Raw genomic sequence first — 15,300 nt, 5'->3', positions numbered from 1 at the left:
TGCCCGAGCTTCTCCTCGTAGGCGCGCATGTCGAGGATCGGCCGGCGCGCCATACCCGAGTCCATTGCGGCGCGCGCGACGGCCGGCGCGAGCTCGACCAGCAGGCGCGGGTCGAACGGGCGCGGGATGAGGTAATCCGGGCCGAACTTCGGGATGTCGCCGCCGTAGGCGCTCGCGAGGTCACCGGCTTCCATGCGCGCGAGCTTGGCGATCGCGCGCACGCAGGCGAGCTTCATCGCCTCGTTGATCTCCGTCGCGCCCACGTCGAGCGCGCCGCGGAAGATGTACGGGAAGCAGAGCGCGTTGTTGACCTGGTTCGGGTAGTCCGAGCGGCCGGTCGCGATGATGCAGTCCGGGCGCACCGCCTTCGCGTCCTCCGGCAGGATTTCCGGATATGGATTGGCCAGCGCGAGGATCACCGGGCGTTCGGCCATGGTGGCGACCATTTCCGGCTTGAGCACGCCGCCCGCGGACAGGCCGAGGAACACGTCGGCGCCGACCATGATGTCGGCCAGCGTGCGCTTGTCGGTGTCGCGCGCGTAGCGGGCCTTGTCGGGGTCGAGGTGCTCGCGGCCGGTGTAGAGCACGCCGTCGCGGTCGACCGCGAGGATGTTCTCGGGCTTCAGGCCCAGCGCGACCAGCATGTCCAGGCAGGCGATGCCGGCGGCGCCGGCGCCCGCGGTGGCGAGCTTCACGTCCTCGATCCTCTTGCCGACCACTTCCAGCGCGTTGTAGATCGCCGCGCCGACGATGATCGCGGTGCCGTGCTGGTCGTCGTGGAAGACCGGGATCTTCATCCGCTCGCGCAGCTTGCGCTCGACGATGAAACACTCCGGCGCCTTGATGTCCTCGAGGTTGATGCCGCCGAAGGTGGGCTCGAGGCTGGCGATGATCTCCACCAGCTTGTCCGGGTCGCGCTCGTCGATCTCGATGTCGAACACGTCGATGCCGGCGAACTTCTGGAACAGCACGCCCTTGCCTTCCATCACCGGCTTGCCGGCCAGCGGGCCGATGTCGCCCAGGCCGAGCACGGCGGTGCCGTTGCTGATGACCGCCACCAGGTTGCCGCGCGCGGTGAGCTCGCTGGCGCGGTTCGGGTCCTCCACGATCGCCTCGCACGCGAACGCCACGCCCGGCGAGTAGGCCAGCGCGAGGTCGCGCTGCGTCACCATCGGCTTGGTCGCGGAGACCTTGATCTTGCCGTGGGGCTGCAGGCGGTGGTAATCGAGCGCGGCTTGCTTGAGCTCTTTGGCGGACGGCGACTGTTCGGACATCAGGGCAGAAACCACGAAGGGGCCGCCGATTCTAGCCGTTCCACGCTGACTCCGAAGACGCCACGGTATGGGCAAGACGTGCGGTGGTGCGCAGAACGCACGCGCACGACGGCGTCGCGGGGCTCGTGTAGGGGGTACCGCAACGCGCCACGGACGCGGGTTTTCGACTGCCTGCGCCATCGCGCGGGACGGCCTGCGATTCACAGGTCCGGCACCCGCCCGTCCGCGACGATCTTGTCCAGGCGGATGCGGTTGGCGAACAGCGAGAAGGCCAGCATGCCGGCCAGGCCGTTGGCACGGGCGACCCAGTGCGGCAGCCAGCGCGGGGGCGTGAGCACGCCGCTGGCGAACAGCGGCTCGAAGCGCTGCACGTCGGCCAGGGTCATCTTGCCGGCGAACAGCCAGCGGCACAGGTGCAGCTTCTGTTCGCGCAGCGCCCAGCGGAAAAAGGTGTGCACGCCGACCAGCCCGCGCAGGTACACGGTGTCCTTGGTGAAGGCGTGGCCGCCGGTGGTCGGCACGCCGCGGAATACGCGCTGCGCCGAGGCGAAGCTGTCTTCCGGGGTCTGCCCGGCGTCGAGGAAATAGCGGAATACCTCGATGAAATCCGCGCCCGCCAGCGCCATTCCGACCGCTTCGATGCGCAGGCTGATGCGCTTCATGCGGCCGATGTCGATGCTGCCGGTGATCTGCTCGGCGAAGGTCGCCAGGCCTTCCTGGGTGGCGGTGATGCGCGGCGAGGACAGCGCCAGGCTGGCCAGCACCGGCTGCTGGCGGCCGTTGAGCGCGGTGAGCGAGTGCACGAAGGCTTCGTGCTGCAGGAGCTGGTGGCGGTCGTAGTCGCTGAACGCGGCGCCAAAGCGCAGGCGGATGCGGGTCGCGCCGGCCGCGGCCTTGGCGATCAGGTCCGGATCCAGCACGACCTCGATCACGCGGCCGTCGAAGTAATCGTCCAGTTCGCGCTGCAATTGCAGCTGCAGCGCGGTCGCGGAAATGGTGACGTGCTCGGCCGGCGACATCAGCTCCTGGTCGAGTTCGTCGGCGATCGAGATGAAGTGCTGCGCCGCCTCCACGGTGCTGGGCCCGTCGCCGGGCAGCGACTGGTCGGGCCGCCCGAACAGCTCGATCGAATGCGCGGTGACCTCCGGCGTGCCCAGCGCCTCGCACAGGCGCGCGGCAATCGCCCAGCTGCGCGCGGATTCGATCAGGTACTGGCCCAGTGGATGTTGCGGATCGGCGGCGGTGGCGATCGCGTCGAGTTCGCGCCGCGTCTCGGCGAAATCCATGCGCGGGTATTCGATGTGCGGCTGCCGGATCACGCCGCGCGCGTGATCGGCGAGGAACTTCATCTCCGCCTCCGCCGGCCAGCTGACCAGCGCCAGCAGGCGGATGTCGCGCACCGCCCGGACCATGCGCGCATCGAGCGCGGCGTGATGCTCGAGCTCCGGCGTGGGCGCGGTGATGGGCGTCATTTCCAGTCCGGCCCTGAACTCATGGCAACCGCCCATTGCGGTGGCGCTTGCGACGCCGTTGCGGCGCGGCCGAATGTTGGGTTGTGCGCTCCGCATGGCCGGCCGATGCCGCACGCCGGGACCGCCAGCATGCGACGGCGCGCACGGGGCTCGTGCCGGCGCGTGCCAGCAGGCTGACCAGCACGGCGACGATCATCAACAACACCGGCCCAAAGGGGAGGCCGACCAGGACGCCGACGAGGATCGGCCATGGCGCGCCGCGCCAGGCGCCCGGGCCGGAGCGATCCCAGGCCGGCACGCCGTCGCCCAGCCAGCCGGCGACGGCCGCGATGACCGCCAGCACGCCAGCGGCCGCCACCACGACCGTAGCGGCGACCACCATCCAGCCGAGCGAGTCGCGATGCTGCACGGCTCTGCTTCGCAACAGCCGGCCCGCGGCCATGGCCACCCCGCACAACCAGCCAGCCCCCGCGCTGCCACTGGCCACGCCGGCCAGGACCTGCAGCGCGATGGCCTTCACGACACCGCTCCGGGCTGGCGTTCAGTGCTTTCCATACTTCTCGTCCAGCCGCTTGCTGAGCGTCTTGCTCTGCACTTTTTCCTCGGCCTTCTGCGCGCGCCGGTGGGCGAGGCGGTTGGCGGCGCCGGCGACCTCCTCGCTGAGCTTGAGGTAGTTGGCGAAGCGCTGCGGGTCGAGTTTTCCTGCCTCGATCGCGGCGCGCACGGCACAGCCGGGCTCCTTCGCGTGCCTGCAGTCGCGGAACCTGCACTGCTCGGCCAAGGCTTCGATGTCGCTGAAGTTCTCGGCGACGTCCTCCTCGCCGGTGGGCTTGAGCTCGCGCATGCCCGGCGTGTCGATGAGGCACGCCCCCGACGGCAGCGGGATCAGCGCGCGATGCGTGGTGGTGTGGCGGCCGCGGGAGTCGTGCTCGCGCACCTGCCCGGTCTTCATCCTCTCCAGGCCAAGCAGGGTATTGGTGAGCGTGGACTTGCCCGCGCCGGAGCTGCCGATCAGCACCGCGGTGCGGCCCGGCTGCAGCCATTCGTCCAGAGTGCCGACGCTGGCCGGGTCCTTGGCGTTGACCGCGCGTACCGCGACGCCCTGCGCGGCCAGCTCCACCAGCGCGGCCATCGCGTCGTCGACGGCCCCGGAATCGGCATCGGCGGCCTGGTCGGCCTTGGTCAGCACGATCACCGGCTCCACGCCGCCGCCGCGCACCAGCAGCAGGTAGCGCTCGATGCGGCGCGGATTGAAGTCGGCGTCCAGCCCGCACACCACGAACACCGTGTCGACATTGGCCGCGATCAGCTGCTGCTGGTAGTGCTCGCCCGCGGCGCCGCGCTTGATCGCACTGCGCCGGGGCAGCAGGGCCACGGCCTTGCGTCCGTCGACCAGCAGCCAGTCGCCCACGCCGGGGCGCTGGTCGATGGTGACGGTGCCCTTGCGGTAGCCCGGCGGACGCTGCCATTCGGGCAGCGATTCGACCGGGAAGGTGTGCTCGGGCCCGTCGGCGACGATGTAGCCGCTGCGGTGCTGCTCGACCACGCGCGCGGGTCGTGCCTGCGGATGCGCCTGCATCAGCGCCTGCCATTGTCCGTCCCACGCCGCGTCGGCCGGGGCCGAGCCGTCGGCCGCGAGCGGCCATCCGATCGACCGCAGGGCGTCGAACGCGGGGATCAAGGCAGGGCGAGGGTCAAGGGCATGCCGGGATTCTAACCAGCCCGCGCCGAGCATCGCCGCCGATGCGACCGCAAGCGCGGCGACGGGACTTAAGCATCGTGCGTCGCCCTTCACGGAAAGCGGGCCGAAACCCTGCCCTTTCCCCGTAATTCGGCTAGTCTGGCCCTCCGTTCACCCCATGCCCGGCTGCAATGTCCCTGCCCCCCGTGAAGACCCGCGAACGCCTCTCCGAAGTCCGCTACGAAATCCGCGGTGAGCTGGCCCGGCGAGCTCGCGAGCTGGAGGCCCAGGGGCGGCGGCTGATCAAGCTCAACATCGGCAATCCGGGCGCGTTCGGCTTCCGCGCGCCGGAACACCTGCAGCGCGCGATCGCCGACCGCATCGCCGACACCGATCCGTACACGCACCAGCAGGGCCTGCCGCAGGCACGCGAGGCCATCGCCGCGTTCCACAAGCGGCGCGGCACGCCCAACGCGAGCCCCGAGCGCGTGTTCGTCGGCAACGGCGTGAGCGAGCTGATCGACCTGTCGCTGCGCGCGCTGCTGAACCCGGGCGACGAGGTGCTGCTGCCCTCGCCCGACTACCCGCTGTGGTCGGCCGCGACCATCCTCAACGACGGCCGCCCGGTCTATTACCGCTGCCTGCCGGAAAACGGCTTCCTGCCGGATCCCGACGAGATCGCGTCGCTGGTCTCCAGCCGCACCCGCGCGATCGTGCTGATCAACCCCAACAACCCGACCGGCGCCGCCTACCCGCGCGAGCTGATCGAGAAGATCGTCGCCGTCGCCGCGCGTCACAAGCTGCTGCTGATGTGCGACGAGATCTACGACTCCATCCTCTACGGCGATGCGCAGTTCACTCCGATCGCGCCGATCGCCGGCGAGCTGCCCTGCCTGTCGTTTGGCGGCCTGAGCAAGGTGCACCGTGCCTGCGGCTGGCGCGTGGGCTGGGCGGTGCTGTCCGGCGATCCGGTCGCCAGCGGCAACCTGCACCACGCCATGGACCTGCTGGGCGCGCTGCGACTGTGCGCGAACGTGCCTGGGCAGTTCGCCATCGACGCGGCCCTGCACGGCGAGGACACCATCGCGCCGCTGTGCGCGCCGGGCGGGCGGCTGTTCGAAGCGCGTCGCGCGGTGATCGAATCCGTCGCGGCCAGCAGGCACCTGGAACTGGTCGCTCCGGCGGGTGCGCTGTATGCATTCCCTGCGGTCACCGGTGAGGCGGCGAAGGACTTCGACGATCACCGCTTCGCGCTCGAACTGCTGGAGCAGGAAGACGTGCTGGTCGTGCCGGGCTCCAGCTTCAACGTGCCCTACCGCAACCACTTCCGCGTGACGTTGCTGCCGCAGCCGGACGACCTGCGCGAGGTCTTCCGCCGCGTCGAGCGCCTGCTGGACCGTTACGCGCAGCGCGAAACCGACGCGCAGGCCGCGGTGGCCTGAGCATGGCCGGCGTCCCGGCAACCGCGCTGTCGTACCTCGCCCTGGGCGACAGCTACACCATCGGCGAAGGCGTGCCCGAGCACGGCCGCTGGCCGGCGCAGCTGGCGTGCCTGCTGCGCGAGGAAGGCATCGCGCTGGCCGACCCGCGCATCATCGCCACCACCGGCTGGACCACCGACGAGCTGATGTGGGGCATCGACGGTGCCGAACCGCTGGGCGAATGGGATTTCGTGACGCTGCTGATCGGCGTGAACAACCAGTACCGCGGGCGCAGTGCCATCGAGTACCGCGGCGAGTTCGAAACGCTGCTGCAGCGCGCGCTGCGTTTTGCGCGCGGTCGCGCGGAACGGGTGATGGTGCTGTCGATCCCCGACTGGGGCGTGACGCCGTTCGTGAAGACGGCCAAGGCCGCGCCGCAGGCCATCGCCGCCGAGATCGACGCGTACAACGCCGCCGCGCAGGTGGTGTGTGAAGCGCACGGCGTCGCGTTCGTCGACGTCACGCCCATCTCGCGCGAACGCGGCGGCGACGCGGAGATGCTCGCCGACGACGGACTGCATCCTTCCGCGGCGATGTACGCGCAATGGACCGCGCTGGCGTTGCCGGTCGCGCGTCGCCTGCTGGGGAGCTGAGGCATGGACATGCCGGTCCACGACGCGACGCGCCCCCTGCCACGCGACCGCGCCAGCGGCATCGCGCATGCGTTCCTTCCACCGGGACGCTGGTTCGTGCGCCGCGACTACTATTACGCGCGCACCAAGCTACGCACCGATCCGCTGTATCCGAGCGTGTGCGACGCGCTGCGCGGGACCTGCGCGCCACTGCTCGACATCGGCTGCGGCCTGGGCCTGCTCGTCCACGCATTGCGCGCCGACGGACAGGCGATGCCATACCACGGTTACGACAACGACGCCAGCAAGGTCGAACGTGCCCGCGAGGCGGCCGAGCGCCGCGCGCTGGCCGACGTGGAGTTCGGCGTCGCCGACCTGGGTGGGCAGTTGCCCGTGCATCGCGGCAGCGTGGCGCTGCTCGACGTGATGCAGTTCATCCCGGCGCCGGCGCAGGTGCGCGCCATCGACGCGCTGCTGGGCATGCTCGAACCCGGCGCGAAGCTCGTGGTGCGCACCGGCGTGGCCGACGGCAGCCGCCGCGCGCGCATCACCCGCGCGGTGGACGTGTTCGCCAAGAAGGTCGGCTGGATGAACTCCCTGCCCGTGCACTATCCGGAACTGGAGATGTTGCGGGCACGCTTCGACGCGGCCGGCGTGGAGGGCGACTTCATTCCCCTGCACGGCAACACGCCGTTCAACAACTGGCGGATCGTGGCGACGAAGCGCTGAAGATTACGCGGCCGGCAGCGGCATCGCTGCTTCCTGCGCTTCCGGCAGCACGGTGCGATAGCCCAGTTCGTCCAGGCGCCCGAGCACGCGCGCAAGCGTCTCGACATTGCGGCCGTGCGCCGCGCCTTCGTGCAGCAGAATGATCGCGCCGGGCACGAGGTCGCGTTCGATGCGGGCCACCACGCGCTGCGGATCGCGCAGCACCGCGTCGTAACCGCGCGCGGTCCAGGCCACGCGCGCCAGTCCGTTGCGCTTGAGCTGCGCGGCGACGAACGGGTTGGCCATGCCGACCACGGCGCGGAACCAGCGCGGCGACGTTCCGGTCAGCCTGGCCAGTGCGTGCTGGCCCTCGTCGATCTGCGCGCGCATCGCCGCGGGCGGCAACGCCCAGAACCATGCCTGCGGATGCGTGTGGCTGTGATGGCCGATGTCGTGGCCACGCCGGACGATCTCCGCGACCAGCTCCGGCCGCGCCTGCGCACGTTCGCCGACCAGGAAGAACGTGGCCTTGGCACCGTGCCGGTCCAGCAGGTCGAGCATCGGCCGGGTGTCGCCCGAAGGACCATCGTCGATGGTCAGCCAGACCACGCGTTCGCCGGTCGGAAGGCGGCTGAGCACCGGGCTCAGCAGGCCGGAGCGCGGCCACAGCGTGGCCCAGACTACGGTCAGGTGCGTCGCCAGCAGGGCGGCCAGCCCGGCCTGCCAGCCCCACCGCCACCACACTGCGACCACCGCCAATTGCGATACGCCGAACAACCAGGCCCAGGCGTGGGGGTGGCGGGGCGGTTGGTGGAGGGAATCGGCGAGCATGACCGGGATGGTAATGCCCGTTTCGGCCTGGAGTCCGTCGAACGCATTCGCATTGCGCGAGTTGCAAGCCCTGTGAGTGCGCCCGCGCTGCTGTCATCGCCGCGAAGGGGGATCCAACGGTATGTGCCTGCCCTGGCTGCCGAAGGACCTGATGCATCCGAGCCTGGATCCACAGCATGGTGCATCGCCGCTTGCGGAATACCGCGCCCGCCCCCATCTGCGGCATATCCCTTCTCTCGTCCGGTAGTCCCGCCATGTCCCTCGACCCCGCGCTGCGCTCGCGCATCGAATCCCTGCTGCAGTCCAACCGCGTCGTCCTGTTCATGAAGGGCGCGCCCGATGCGCCGCAGTGCGGGTTCTCGGCCAAGGCGGCCGGCGTGCTGAACGCGCTGCTGCCGCAGGGCTATGCGCATGTGAACGTGCTGGCCGACGCGGAGATCCGCGAGGGCATCAAGCAGTACGGCAACTGGCCGACCATCCCGCAGCTGTACATAGATGGCGAACTGGTTGGTGGCAGCGACATCGTCGAGCAGATGGCCGGCAGCGGCGAACTGCACGGCGTGCTGGGCCTGCCCGTGCCCGACCGCAGCCCGCCGCAGCTGACCGTGACGCCCGCGGCCGTGGAAATGCTGCGCGGCGCGATCGCCAATGCCGGTGGCGACTACGCGGTGCAGCTGGACATCGATGCCCGACACAACGCCCGCCTGCAACTGGCGCCGGTGGATGCCAACGCGGTGGCGGTGGAGATCGACGGCGTGCGCGTGCAGACCGACTGGCTGCAGGCGCGTCGCGCAGACGGCATCACCATCGACTGGGTCGACGACGAACGCGGCCGCGCCCTGGTGGTGCACAACCCGCATGCCCCGCCGGCGGTGCAGACGATCTCGCCGGCCGACGTCGATGCGCGCGTGCGTGCCGGCGCACTGCGGCTGGTGGACGTGCGCCCGGCCGAGGAACGCGCGATGGCCTCCGCGCCGGTGGCGTTCGACACGCTCGATCACGGCGTGGACGCGCTGGAAGCCCTGCCGAAGGACACCGCGCTGGCGTTCCTGTGCCATCACGGCGGTCGTAGCCAGCAGGCGGCCGAACACTTCCGCGGCCTCGGTTTCCGCCAGGTCTACAACGTGGTCGGCGGCATCGACGCCTGGGCCGACTTCGACACGGCCATACCGAAGTACTGACCGCACTGCCGCGGCGAAGCGCTCGCTTCGCCGCGATGCCGGCACGGTTCGTCGCGTTGTCCGACGTGGGCGGCGCGGAACGCGGCTAGCCTCGAGTCTGGCCGCCCCACACCCTGCCGCGATGATCCGTTCGTTCGCATGCGCGCTGCGCCGGCGCGTTTCCGCAGTCCATCTCGTGCTGGTGCTCGCGCTGACGATCGCGGTGCCGGCGGCGTTTGCCAGCGAAGCCGCACCGCGCAAGGTGCACCAGCTGCGCATCTACGAAATCTTCGACGACACCGCGCCGCAGTTCCACGTGCGCTTCCGCGATCACGCCATCCGCATCATGCGCCGCTACGACTTCCCGATCGTGGCGACCTGGGAAAGCCGTGGCGAGAACCGCGTGGAATTCGTGTACCTGCTCGAATGGCCCGACGAGGCGACGATGCGCGATCGCTGGGCGAAGTTCATGGCCGACGAGGAATGGGCACGCATCAAGCGCGAGACGCGCGTGCAGGGCCGCATGGTCGGCGGCATCGCCGATCGCACGTTGATCCTCACCGACTATTCGCCGCGCACGCAGTTGCTGTCTCCCCCGTAGCCTGGGCCGGCGCCGCGTGCGGATCCGGCACGTCCGACGCGCTTCGTCCGGCCCAGGCCGCGGTTCTTCTGGAAGCCGCCCTAGAAGCCGCCGCCCGCGTCCAGCCAGGCCTGTTCCTCGGGCGTGCTGATGCGGCCGAGCGCATGGTTGCGATGCGGGAAGCGACCGAAGCGCGCGATGGCGTCGCGATGGCGTTGAGCGTAGTCGAGATACACGCGACCGGATTCGCCTTCGAGCGTGGCCGCCAGGGCCACCGACCGTTCCTGGTCGTCCAGCGATTCGGAATGCTCGAACGGCATGTAGAAGAACACGCGCAACAACGCATCCACACTGTGATCGTCGCCGCGATCGATGGCGCGCGCGGCGTAATGCCGCGCCAGCGAATCGGTGGCGAACGCGTGGCCACTCCCGCGAAACACGTTGCGCGGGATCTGGTCCAGCAGGATCACCAGCGCGAGCGCGCCGTCGGGTGTATCCGTCCAGTGTTCCAGTTCGCGGCGAGCGGCGGCGTGGTGCGCGTCCAGCCACTCGCTGCGGCAGCGTGCGTCGAATGCGTCGTCACGGCCGAACCAGCGTTCGTAGCCGGCATGGCACCAGAAATCGAGGATGTCGTCGGGAGTGGGAAGCATGTTTCGTGCGATGCGCGAATGAGCGTGCAGCGTAACGCACGTGATGTTTCGGGAGCCCGTTGCATTGGGTCGAGTGACGCTTTCGCCTTTGGCCGTCATTCCCGCGAAGGCGGGAACCCATGCTCGTGGGCATCACCGCCGACGAAGGCCGGAATCGGCACGGTCAGTTGGATTCCCGCCTAGGCGGGAATGACAGCCTTCCAGCAGCCCGCCTCCCAGTAATGAACCACGTTGCCGTCGCCCTTCGCCTTCGCCTGGCTCGCGAAGGCGGAATCGGCACGGACAGTTGGATTCCTGCCTTCGCGGGAACGACAGCCTTGCAGCGGCCCGCCTCTCAGTCATGAACCACGCTGCGGTTGCCCTTCGCCGTCGCCTGGCTCGCGCCGAAAAAGGCACGAGGCACGGCTCGAGCCGGTCACACCGACTCGTCGCCCAGCTGCGTTTCCAGTTCGCTGGTCCACAGTTCGGTCACGCTCTGCAGGGTGACCGCGTGGATCAGCGGACGGATCGAGCCGCCCGAATACGACTGCGACACGAAGCTCGCGTAACGGTCGCGGAACTGCAGCCAGCAGCGGTGCGCGTCCTCGAATACCGCCAGCGTCTCGGTGTCGAGCTGGCCACGCAGGTGCGCGACCACGGTCTTCAGCCGCGCGTCCGCGCGACGGAAACCGTCCAGCGCCTGCTCGTTCATGTCGCGCTGGCTCACCGCATCATCGCCCTGCCGCGCGACTTCCTCGGCCTGGCTGAAATAGCTGTCGGCAATCCGCGCCGCCGTTTCGGCGCTGCCGATCAGCCGCTGCTCGAAGCGGCGCAGGTCGTCCAGGTTGGTGTTGGACTGGTCCAGGCCCTGCTTGAGGTCCAGCAGTTTCTGGTTGCGCTCGATGGTCTCGAACGCACCCCGGCGCTCAACCCGTCGCTGTACGAAATAGAAGGCCCATGTCAGCACCGCGCCCAGGACCAGGTAGATGAACTTCTCCATGACCGTCTCCCCTTCTCACGGACGCCAGTTTGCCTGCAGGGCATCGCAGGCATTGCGACCTTCAGAAACCGTCTGGAGGCCCCGTAGGACGCCTGCACGGCGCCTTCACGATTCCTGCACAAGACTGAACCTGCGAGGACCATGGAAGGTCGCCAAGCCCTCCGCTACCCTCGGCTTCCGCCTGCACTCCTCCGGGCAGGCGGCCCTCCCACGCAAGTGAAAATGCAAGGGGAAACATCATGAAGCAGTTCTCCGCCGCAGCCCTGTTCGTTGCGGGCCTGCTGATCTCCGGCTCGGGCATCGCACAGAATGTCCGGTGCGTCCTGGTGTGCAGTCCGCCCCGTGTGTACTGCGTACCCAACGGTGCACAGCTCCCGCCGATCATCGACATCTGCAAGGGCTACCAGACCAGCACGACGCTCGACCAGTCCCTGCTGAGTGCACCCGCAGAGTCCACCGCCGCACCGAGCGCATGCTCGGCGCAATCGGTGTTCAACGAGGAAACCCAGACCTACGAATGGGAGATGGCCTGCGACTGACGCCGGCCTGCATCGATGCATGCACAAGGCCGGCGCGAGCCGGCCTTGTGCATCCGCGCTCAGTCGTCGAAGCGCAGGTGCCGCACGGACTTGCCGTTGCGGCGGATCAGCTTGAGTGCCTCGATGCCGACGTTGATGTGGTTGTCGACGAAGTCCGCGCTCACGCGCGCGTCGGAGGCTTCGGTCTTCACGCCTTCGGGAATCATCGGCTGGTCGGACACCAGCAACAGCGCGCCGCAGGGGATCCGGTTGGCGAAACCCGCGGCGAAGATGGTCGCCGTCTCCATGTCGATGGCCATGCAGCGCATCGCACGCAGGCGTTCCTTGAACGCGTCGTCGTGTTCCCACACGCGGCGGTTGGTGGTGTAGACGGTGCCGGTCCAGTAGTCGTGGCCGAGGTCGCGGATCATGGTGGACACCGCGCGCTGCAGGGCGAAGGCCGGCAACGCGGGCACCTGCGGCGGCAGGTAGTCGTCGCTGGTGCCTTCGCCGCGGATGGCGGCGATGGGCAGGATCAGGTCGCCCAGCAGGTTCTTCTTCTTCAGGCCGCCGCACTTGCCCAGGAACAGCACCGCCTTGGGCGAGATGGCGCTGAGCAGGTCCATCACCGTGGCGGCGTTGGGACTGCCCATGCCGAAGTTGATCATGGTGATGCCGTCGGCGGTGGCGCTGGGCATCGGGCGGTCCATGCCCACCACGGGCGCGCCGGTCATGCGCGCGAAGGTGTGGACGTAGCCGCCGAAATTGGTCAGCAGGATGTGTTCGCCGAACTGGTCCAGCGGCACGCCGGTGTAGCGCGGCAGCCAGTTGTCGACGATCTGTTCCTTGTCTTTCATCGGGACTGTCTCCTCTTCTAGTTGTAGTGGTGCGCGCCGCGTCATGGAGGCGCCTAACCGGGCATTGTGTCACGCCCGACCATGACCATCGTCAGGGTTGGCACGCCGGCGCCGGCGCGGCTACGGTGCGAAGGTTGGCCTGTCGTACTTTCCCGGGGAAAACCATGCTTCGACCCATCGCCGCCGCGCTTGCCGCGGTGCTGTACGTCGGCGCCGCCCACGCGGCGCAGCCCGACGCGACGCCGTCCCGGTCCCGCTTCGTCGAGGACCCGTATCCCAGCACCTACCAGCGCATCGCCGCCGCGCCGGTGCTGATCGAGCATGCCACGGTGCTGACCGGCACCGGCCAGCGCCTGGACGACGCCTCCGTGCTGCTGCAGGACGGCAAGGTGGTCGCGGTGGGCAACGGCCTGCAGGCGCCGGCCGGCGCCACGCGCGTGGACGGCACCGGCAAGTGGGTCACGCCCGGCCTGATCGACGTGCACTCGCATCTGGGCGTGTACCCCAGTCCGGGCGTCAGCGCGCACAGCGACGGCAACGCGATGACCGCGCCGACCACGCCCAACGTATGGGCCGAGCATTCGGTGTGGCCGCAGGATCCCGGCTTCGCCGCCGCGCTGGCCGGCGGCATCACCTCGCTGCAGGTGCTTCCCGGCAGCGCCAACCTGATCGGCGGCCGCGGCGTCACGCTGAAGAACGTCGCGGCCACGACCTACCAGGGCATGAAGTTTCCCGGCGCACCGTGGGGCCTGAAGATGGCCTGCGGCGAGAACCCCAAGCGCGTGTACGGCGGCAAGAGCGGCCCGGCCACGCGCATGGGCAACGTGGCCGGTTACCGCGCGGCGTTCATCGACGCCAGCGAGTATCTCAACAAGAACGGCGGCAAGAAGAAGCAGGAAGAGGCCAAGCCGCGCCGCTGGTGGCAGTCGGGCAACGACAGCTCCGACAGCGAGAAGGACACCGGCGGCAAGCGCGACCTCAAGCTCGACACGCTGGCCGGCGCGATCAACGGCGACATCCTGGTGCACATCCACTGCTATCGCGCCGACGAGATGGCGACGATGCTGGACCTGGCCAACGAGTTCGGCTTCAAGGTCGCCGCGTTCCACCACGGCGTGGAAGCCTACAAGCTGGCCGACCGCCTGGCCGCCGAAGGCGTGTGCGGCGCGCTGTGGGCCGACTGGTGGGGCTTCAAGATGGAAGCCTTCGACGGCATCCAGGAGAACATCGCCCTGGTCGACCGCCCGCCCAACAGCTGCGCGATCGTGCATTCGGATTCGGGCGAGGGCATCCAGCGCCTCAACCAGGAAGCGGCCAAGGTGATGGCCCACGCCAAGCTGGCGGGCATGGACATCGCGCCCGAGCGCGCCATCGCCTGGCTGACGCGCAATGCCGCCAAGGCGCTGGGAATCCTGGAAGAAACCGGCACGCTGGAGCCGGGAAAGATGGGCGACGTGGTGGTCTGGAACGGCAATCCGTTCAGCGTGTACGCGCACGCCGAGCAGGTGTACGTCGACGGCGCGCGCGTCTACGACCGCAACGACCGCAGCCGCCAGCCCAAGGCGGACTTCATGCTGGGACAGGGCGCCGCGGCGCAGGGAGGTGTGCTGTGAGGCGCTTCATCGTGTTCCGCCACTCGCGCCACAACCGTCCGGCCGACGCGTTCGAACTGCAGTGCTGCTCGCGCGATTCGCGCTGGGCGTACGCACGCGGCGCGAGCCAGGGTTTCCTGCTGTTCGGCCTGCTGCTGGCGGCCGTGTCCGCGTCCGCGCAGGAACTGCTGATCCGCAACGCCACCGTGCACACCGCCACCGCGCAGGGCACGCTGAAGGGCGCCGACGTGCTCGTCAGCGGCGGCACCATCCGCGCGGTCGGCACGGGCCTGTCCGCGCCGGCCGGTGCGCAGGTGATCGACGCACAGGGCCGTCCGGTCACGCCGACACTGTTCGGCGGCATCACCGAGATCGGCCTGGAAGAGGTTTCGGGCGAGAAGGCGACGGTCGACACCACGCTCGCGCTCGGCGCCGACACCAAGCAGATGACAGTGCGGCCGGAGTTCGACGTCACCCTGGCCTACAACCCCGATTCGGTGCTGGTGCCGGTGACGCGCATCGAAGGCATCGGCTGGACGCTGCTCGGCGCGGGCGCCGCCACCGGCGGATCGATCGTCGCCGGCCAGGGTGGCGTGGTGCGGCTGGACGGCAGCCCGGACCCGATCGGTCCGCGCGAGCTGTTCGTGCGCATCGGCGGCGATGCGGCCGGCCTGACCGGCAACTCGCGCGCCGCGCAGTGGATGATCCTGGACCAGCTCATCGACGAGGTGCGCGGCCGCATCCCGCTGGACGCCAATGCCGCGCTGCTGACGCCCTCCGGCCGCGCCACGCTGGCGAAGTACATCGGCGGCGGCGGTCGCGTGGTGGTCGCGGTGGATCGCGCCGCCGACATCCGCCAGCTGCTGCGCTGGTCGCAGCGCCACAACGTGCGCGTGGCCATCGCCGGCGGCGCCGAAGCGTGGCGCGTGGCGCCGATGCTCGCGT

At 69.5% G+C, this 15,300-nt stretch carries 15 protein-coding genes and 1 pseudogene; 8 read left to right on the top strand and 8 right to left on the bottom strand.

Annotated features, from left to right (window positions below; translation table 11 throughout):
• From VFE83_RS12130 to rsgA, 4 genes are all read right to left on the bottom strand, one after another.
• A partial coding sequence (locus tag VFE83_RS12130; protein ID WP_324906454.1) for a malic enzyme-like NAD(P)-binding protein occupies nt 1-1,274 on the bottom strand: 1,274 nt, incomplete at its 3' end.
• Between the two features lie 200 nt (nt 1,275-1,474).
• Nucleotides 1,475-2,746 carry a flavohemoglobin expression-modulating QEGLA motif protein gene (locus VFE83_RS12125; RefSeq protein WP_324906452.1) on the bottom strand — a complete coding sequence of 424 codons (1,272 nt, stop codon included), beginning with the start codon at nt 2,744-2,746 and terminating at the stop codon, nt 1,475-1,477.
• Nucleotides 2,747-2,765: 19 nt separating this feature from the next.
• Entirely contained in the window at nt 2,766-3,266 is a 501-nt protein-coding gene (locus VFE83_RS12120; RefSeq protein WP_324906450.1) for a hypothetical protein, read from the bottom strand.
• A gap of 21 nt (nt 3,267-3,287) precedes the next feature.
• A complete protein-coding gene (rsgA, locus tag VFE83_RS12115) occupies nt 3,288-4,427 on the bottom strand; it encodes a ribosome small subunit-dependent GTPase A (protein WP_414674734.1) in 1,140 nt (379 codons plus the stop codon).
• 191 nt (nt 4,428-4,618) lie between these two features.
• Between rsgA and VFE83_RS12110 the strand changes: the two genes are divergently transcribed.
• Genes VFE83_RS12110 through VFE83_RS12100 form a run of 3 tightly spaced genes read left to right on the top strand, consistent with a single transcriptional unit; the run spans nt 4,619 to nt 7,209 of the window.
• Entirely contained in the window at nt 4,619-5,869 is a 1,251-nt protein-coding gene (locus VFE83_RS12110; RefSeq protein WP_324906448.1) for an aminotransferase class I/II-fold pyridoxal phosphate-dependent enzyme, read from the top strand.
• Between the two features lie 2 nt (nt 5,870-5,871).
• Nucleotides 5,872-6,501, top strand: a complete 630-nt coding sequence (locus tag VFE83_RS12105) for an SGNH/GDSL hydrolase family protein (protein WP_324906446.1) — start codon at nt 5,872-5,874, stop codon at nt 6,499-6,501.
• 36 nt (nt 6,502-6,537) lie between these two features.
• Nucleotides 6,538-7,209 (top strand): class I SAM-dependent methyltransferase, encoded by a 672-nt coding sequence (locus tag VFE83_RS12100; RefSeq protein ID WP_324906456.1) that lies wholly within the window; start codon nt 6,538-6,540, stop codon nt 7,207-7,209.
• A gap of 3 nt (nt 7,210-7,212) precedes the next feature.
• Here VFE83_RS12100 and VFE83_RS12095 read toward each other — a convergent pair whose 3' ends face one another.
• Nucleotides 7,213-8,019 (bottom strand): polysaccharide deacetylase family protein, encoded by an 807-nt coding sequence (locus VFE83_RS12095; RefSeq protein ID WP_324906444.1) that lies wholly within the window; start codon nt 8,017-8,019, stop codon nt 7,213-7,215.
• Between the two features lie 254 nt (nt 8,020-8,273).
• Between VFE83_RS12095 and grxD the strand changes: the two genes are divergently transcribed.
• Nucleotides 8,274-9,200 carry a Grx4 family monothiol glutaredoxin gene (grxD, locus tag VFE83_RS12090; protein WP_324906442.1) on the top strand — a complete coding sequence of 309 codons (927 nt, stop codon included), beginning with the start codon at nt 8,274-8,276 and terminating at the stop codon, nt 9,198-9,200.
• 121 nt (nt 9,201-9,321) lie between these two features.
• Nucleotides 9,322-9,780, top strand: a complete 459-nt coding sequence (locus VFE83_RS12085; protein ID WP_324906441.1) for an NIPSNAP family protein — start codon at nt 9,322-9,324, stop codon at nt 9,778-9,780.
• A gap of 80 nt (nt 9,781-9,860) precedes the next feature.
• On the opposite strand, the gene VFE83_RS12080 is transcribed toward VFE83_RS12085, so the two are convergent.
• Both VFE83_RS12080 and VFE83_RS12075 read right to left on the bottom strand, forming a co-directional pair.
• Complete coding sequence (locus VFE83_RS12080) at nt 9,861-10,409, bottom strand: DUF924 family protein (RefSeq protein WP_324906439.1); 549 nt, start codon at nt 10,407-10,409, stop codon at nt 9,861-9,863.
• A 415-nt stretch (nt 10,410-10,824) separates the two neighbouring features.
• Nucleotides 10,825-11,388: a lysozyme inhibitor LprI family protein gene (locus VFE83_RS12075; RefSeq protein WP_324906437.1), complete on the bottom strand. Its 564-nt coding sequence runs from the start codon at nt 11,386-11,388 to the stop codon at nt 10,825-10,827.
• Nucleotides 11,389-11,627: 239 nt separating this feature from the next.
• Between VFE83_RS12075 and VFE83_RS12070 the strand changes: the two genes are divergently transcribed.
• The gene (locus VFE83_RS12070; RefSeq protein WP_324906435.1) at nt 11,628-11,927 is read left to right on the top strand and encodes a hypothetical protein; all 300 of its coding nucleotides are present in this window, start codon (nt 11,628-11,630) and stop codon (nt 11,925-11,927) included.
• A 59-nt stretch (nt 11,928-11,986) separates the two neighbouring features.
• Here the strand turns inward: VFE83_RS12070 and VFE83_RS12065 are convergent, their stop codons facing one another.
• Entirely contained in the window at nt 11,987-12,763 is a 777-nt protein-coding gene (locus VFE83_RS12065; RefSeq protein WP_324906433.1) for an AMP nucleosidase, read from the bottom strand.
• 164 nt (nt 12,764-12,927) lie between these two features.
• On the opposite strand from VFE83_RS12065, the gene VFE83_RS12060 reads away from it, so the two are divergent.
• Nucleotides 12,928-14,376, top strand: a complete 1,449-nt coding sequence (locus VFE83_RS12060) for an amidohydrolase (RefSeq protein WP_324906431.1) — start codon at nt 12,928-12,930, stop codon at nt 14,374-14,376.
• Nucleotides 14,377-14,492: 116 nt separating this feature from the next.
• A pseudogene (locus VFE83_RS12055) lies at nt 14,493-15,300 on the top strand (amidohydrolase); the annotation flags it as partial.

Source organism: Lysobacter sp., assembly GCF_035655815.1.
Lineage (GTDB): Bacteria > Pseudomonadota > Gammaproteobacteria > Xanthomonadales > Xanthomonadaceae > Lysobacter_J.
This window is presented reverse-complemented; position numbering and strand designations above follow the sequence as displayed.

Excerpts from the sequence above, each read along its gene's own strand:
- VFE83_RS12065 (WP_324906433.1), bottom strand. The coding sequence starts at position 12,763 with ATGAAAGACAAGGAACAGATCGTCGACAACTGGCTGCCGCGCTACACC.
- VFE83_RS12070 (WP_324906435.1), top strand. The coding sequence starts at position 11,628 with ATGAAGCAGTTCTCCGCCGCAGCCCTGTTCGTTGCGGGCCTGCTGATC.
- VFE83_RS12080 (WP_324906439.1), bottom strand. The coding sequence starts at position 10,409 with ATGCTTCCCACTCCCGACGACATCCTCGATTTCTGGTGCCATGCCGGC.
- VFE83_RS12075 (WP_324906437.1), bottom strand. The coding sequence starts at position 11,388 with ATGGAGAAGTTCATCTACCTGGTCCTGGGCGCGGTGCTGACATGGGCC.
- VFE83_RS12125 (WP_324906452.1), bottom strand. The coding sequence starts at position 2,746 with ATGACGCCCATCACCGCGCCCACGCCGGAGCTCGAGCATCACGCCGCG.
- VFE83_RS12105 (WP_324906446.1), top strand. The coding sequence starts at position 5,872 with ATGGCCGGCGTCCCGGCAACCGCGCTGTCGTACCTCGCCCTGGGCGAC.
- VFE83_RS12110 (WP_324906448.1), top strand. The coding sequence starts at position 4,619 with ATGTCCCTGCCCCCCGTGAAGACCCGCGAACGCCTCTCCGAAGTCCGC.
- VFE83_RS12095 (WP_324906444.1), bottom strand. The coding sequence starts at position 8,019 with ATGCTCGCCGATTCCCTCCACCAACCGCCCCGCCACCCCCACGCCTGG.
- VFE83_RS12060 (WP_324906431.1), top strand. The coding sequence starts at position 12,928 with ATGCTTCGACCCATCGCCGCCGCGCTTGCCGCGGTGCTGTACGTCGGC.
- VFE83_RS12085 (WP_324906441.1), top strand. The coding sequence starts at position 9,322 with ATGATCCGTTCGTTCGCATGCGCGCTGCGCCGGCGCGTTTCCGCAGTC.
- grxD (WP_324906442.1), top strand. The coding sequence starts at position 8,274 with ATGTCCCTCGACCCCGCGCTGCGCTCGCGCATCGAATCCCTGCTGCAG.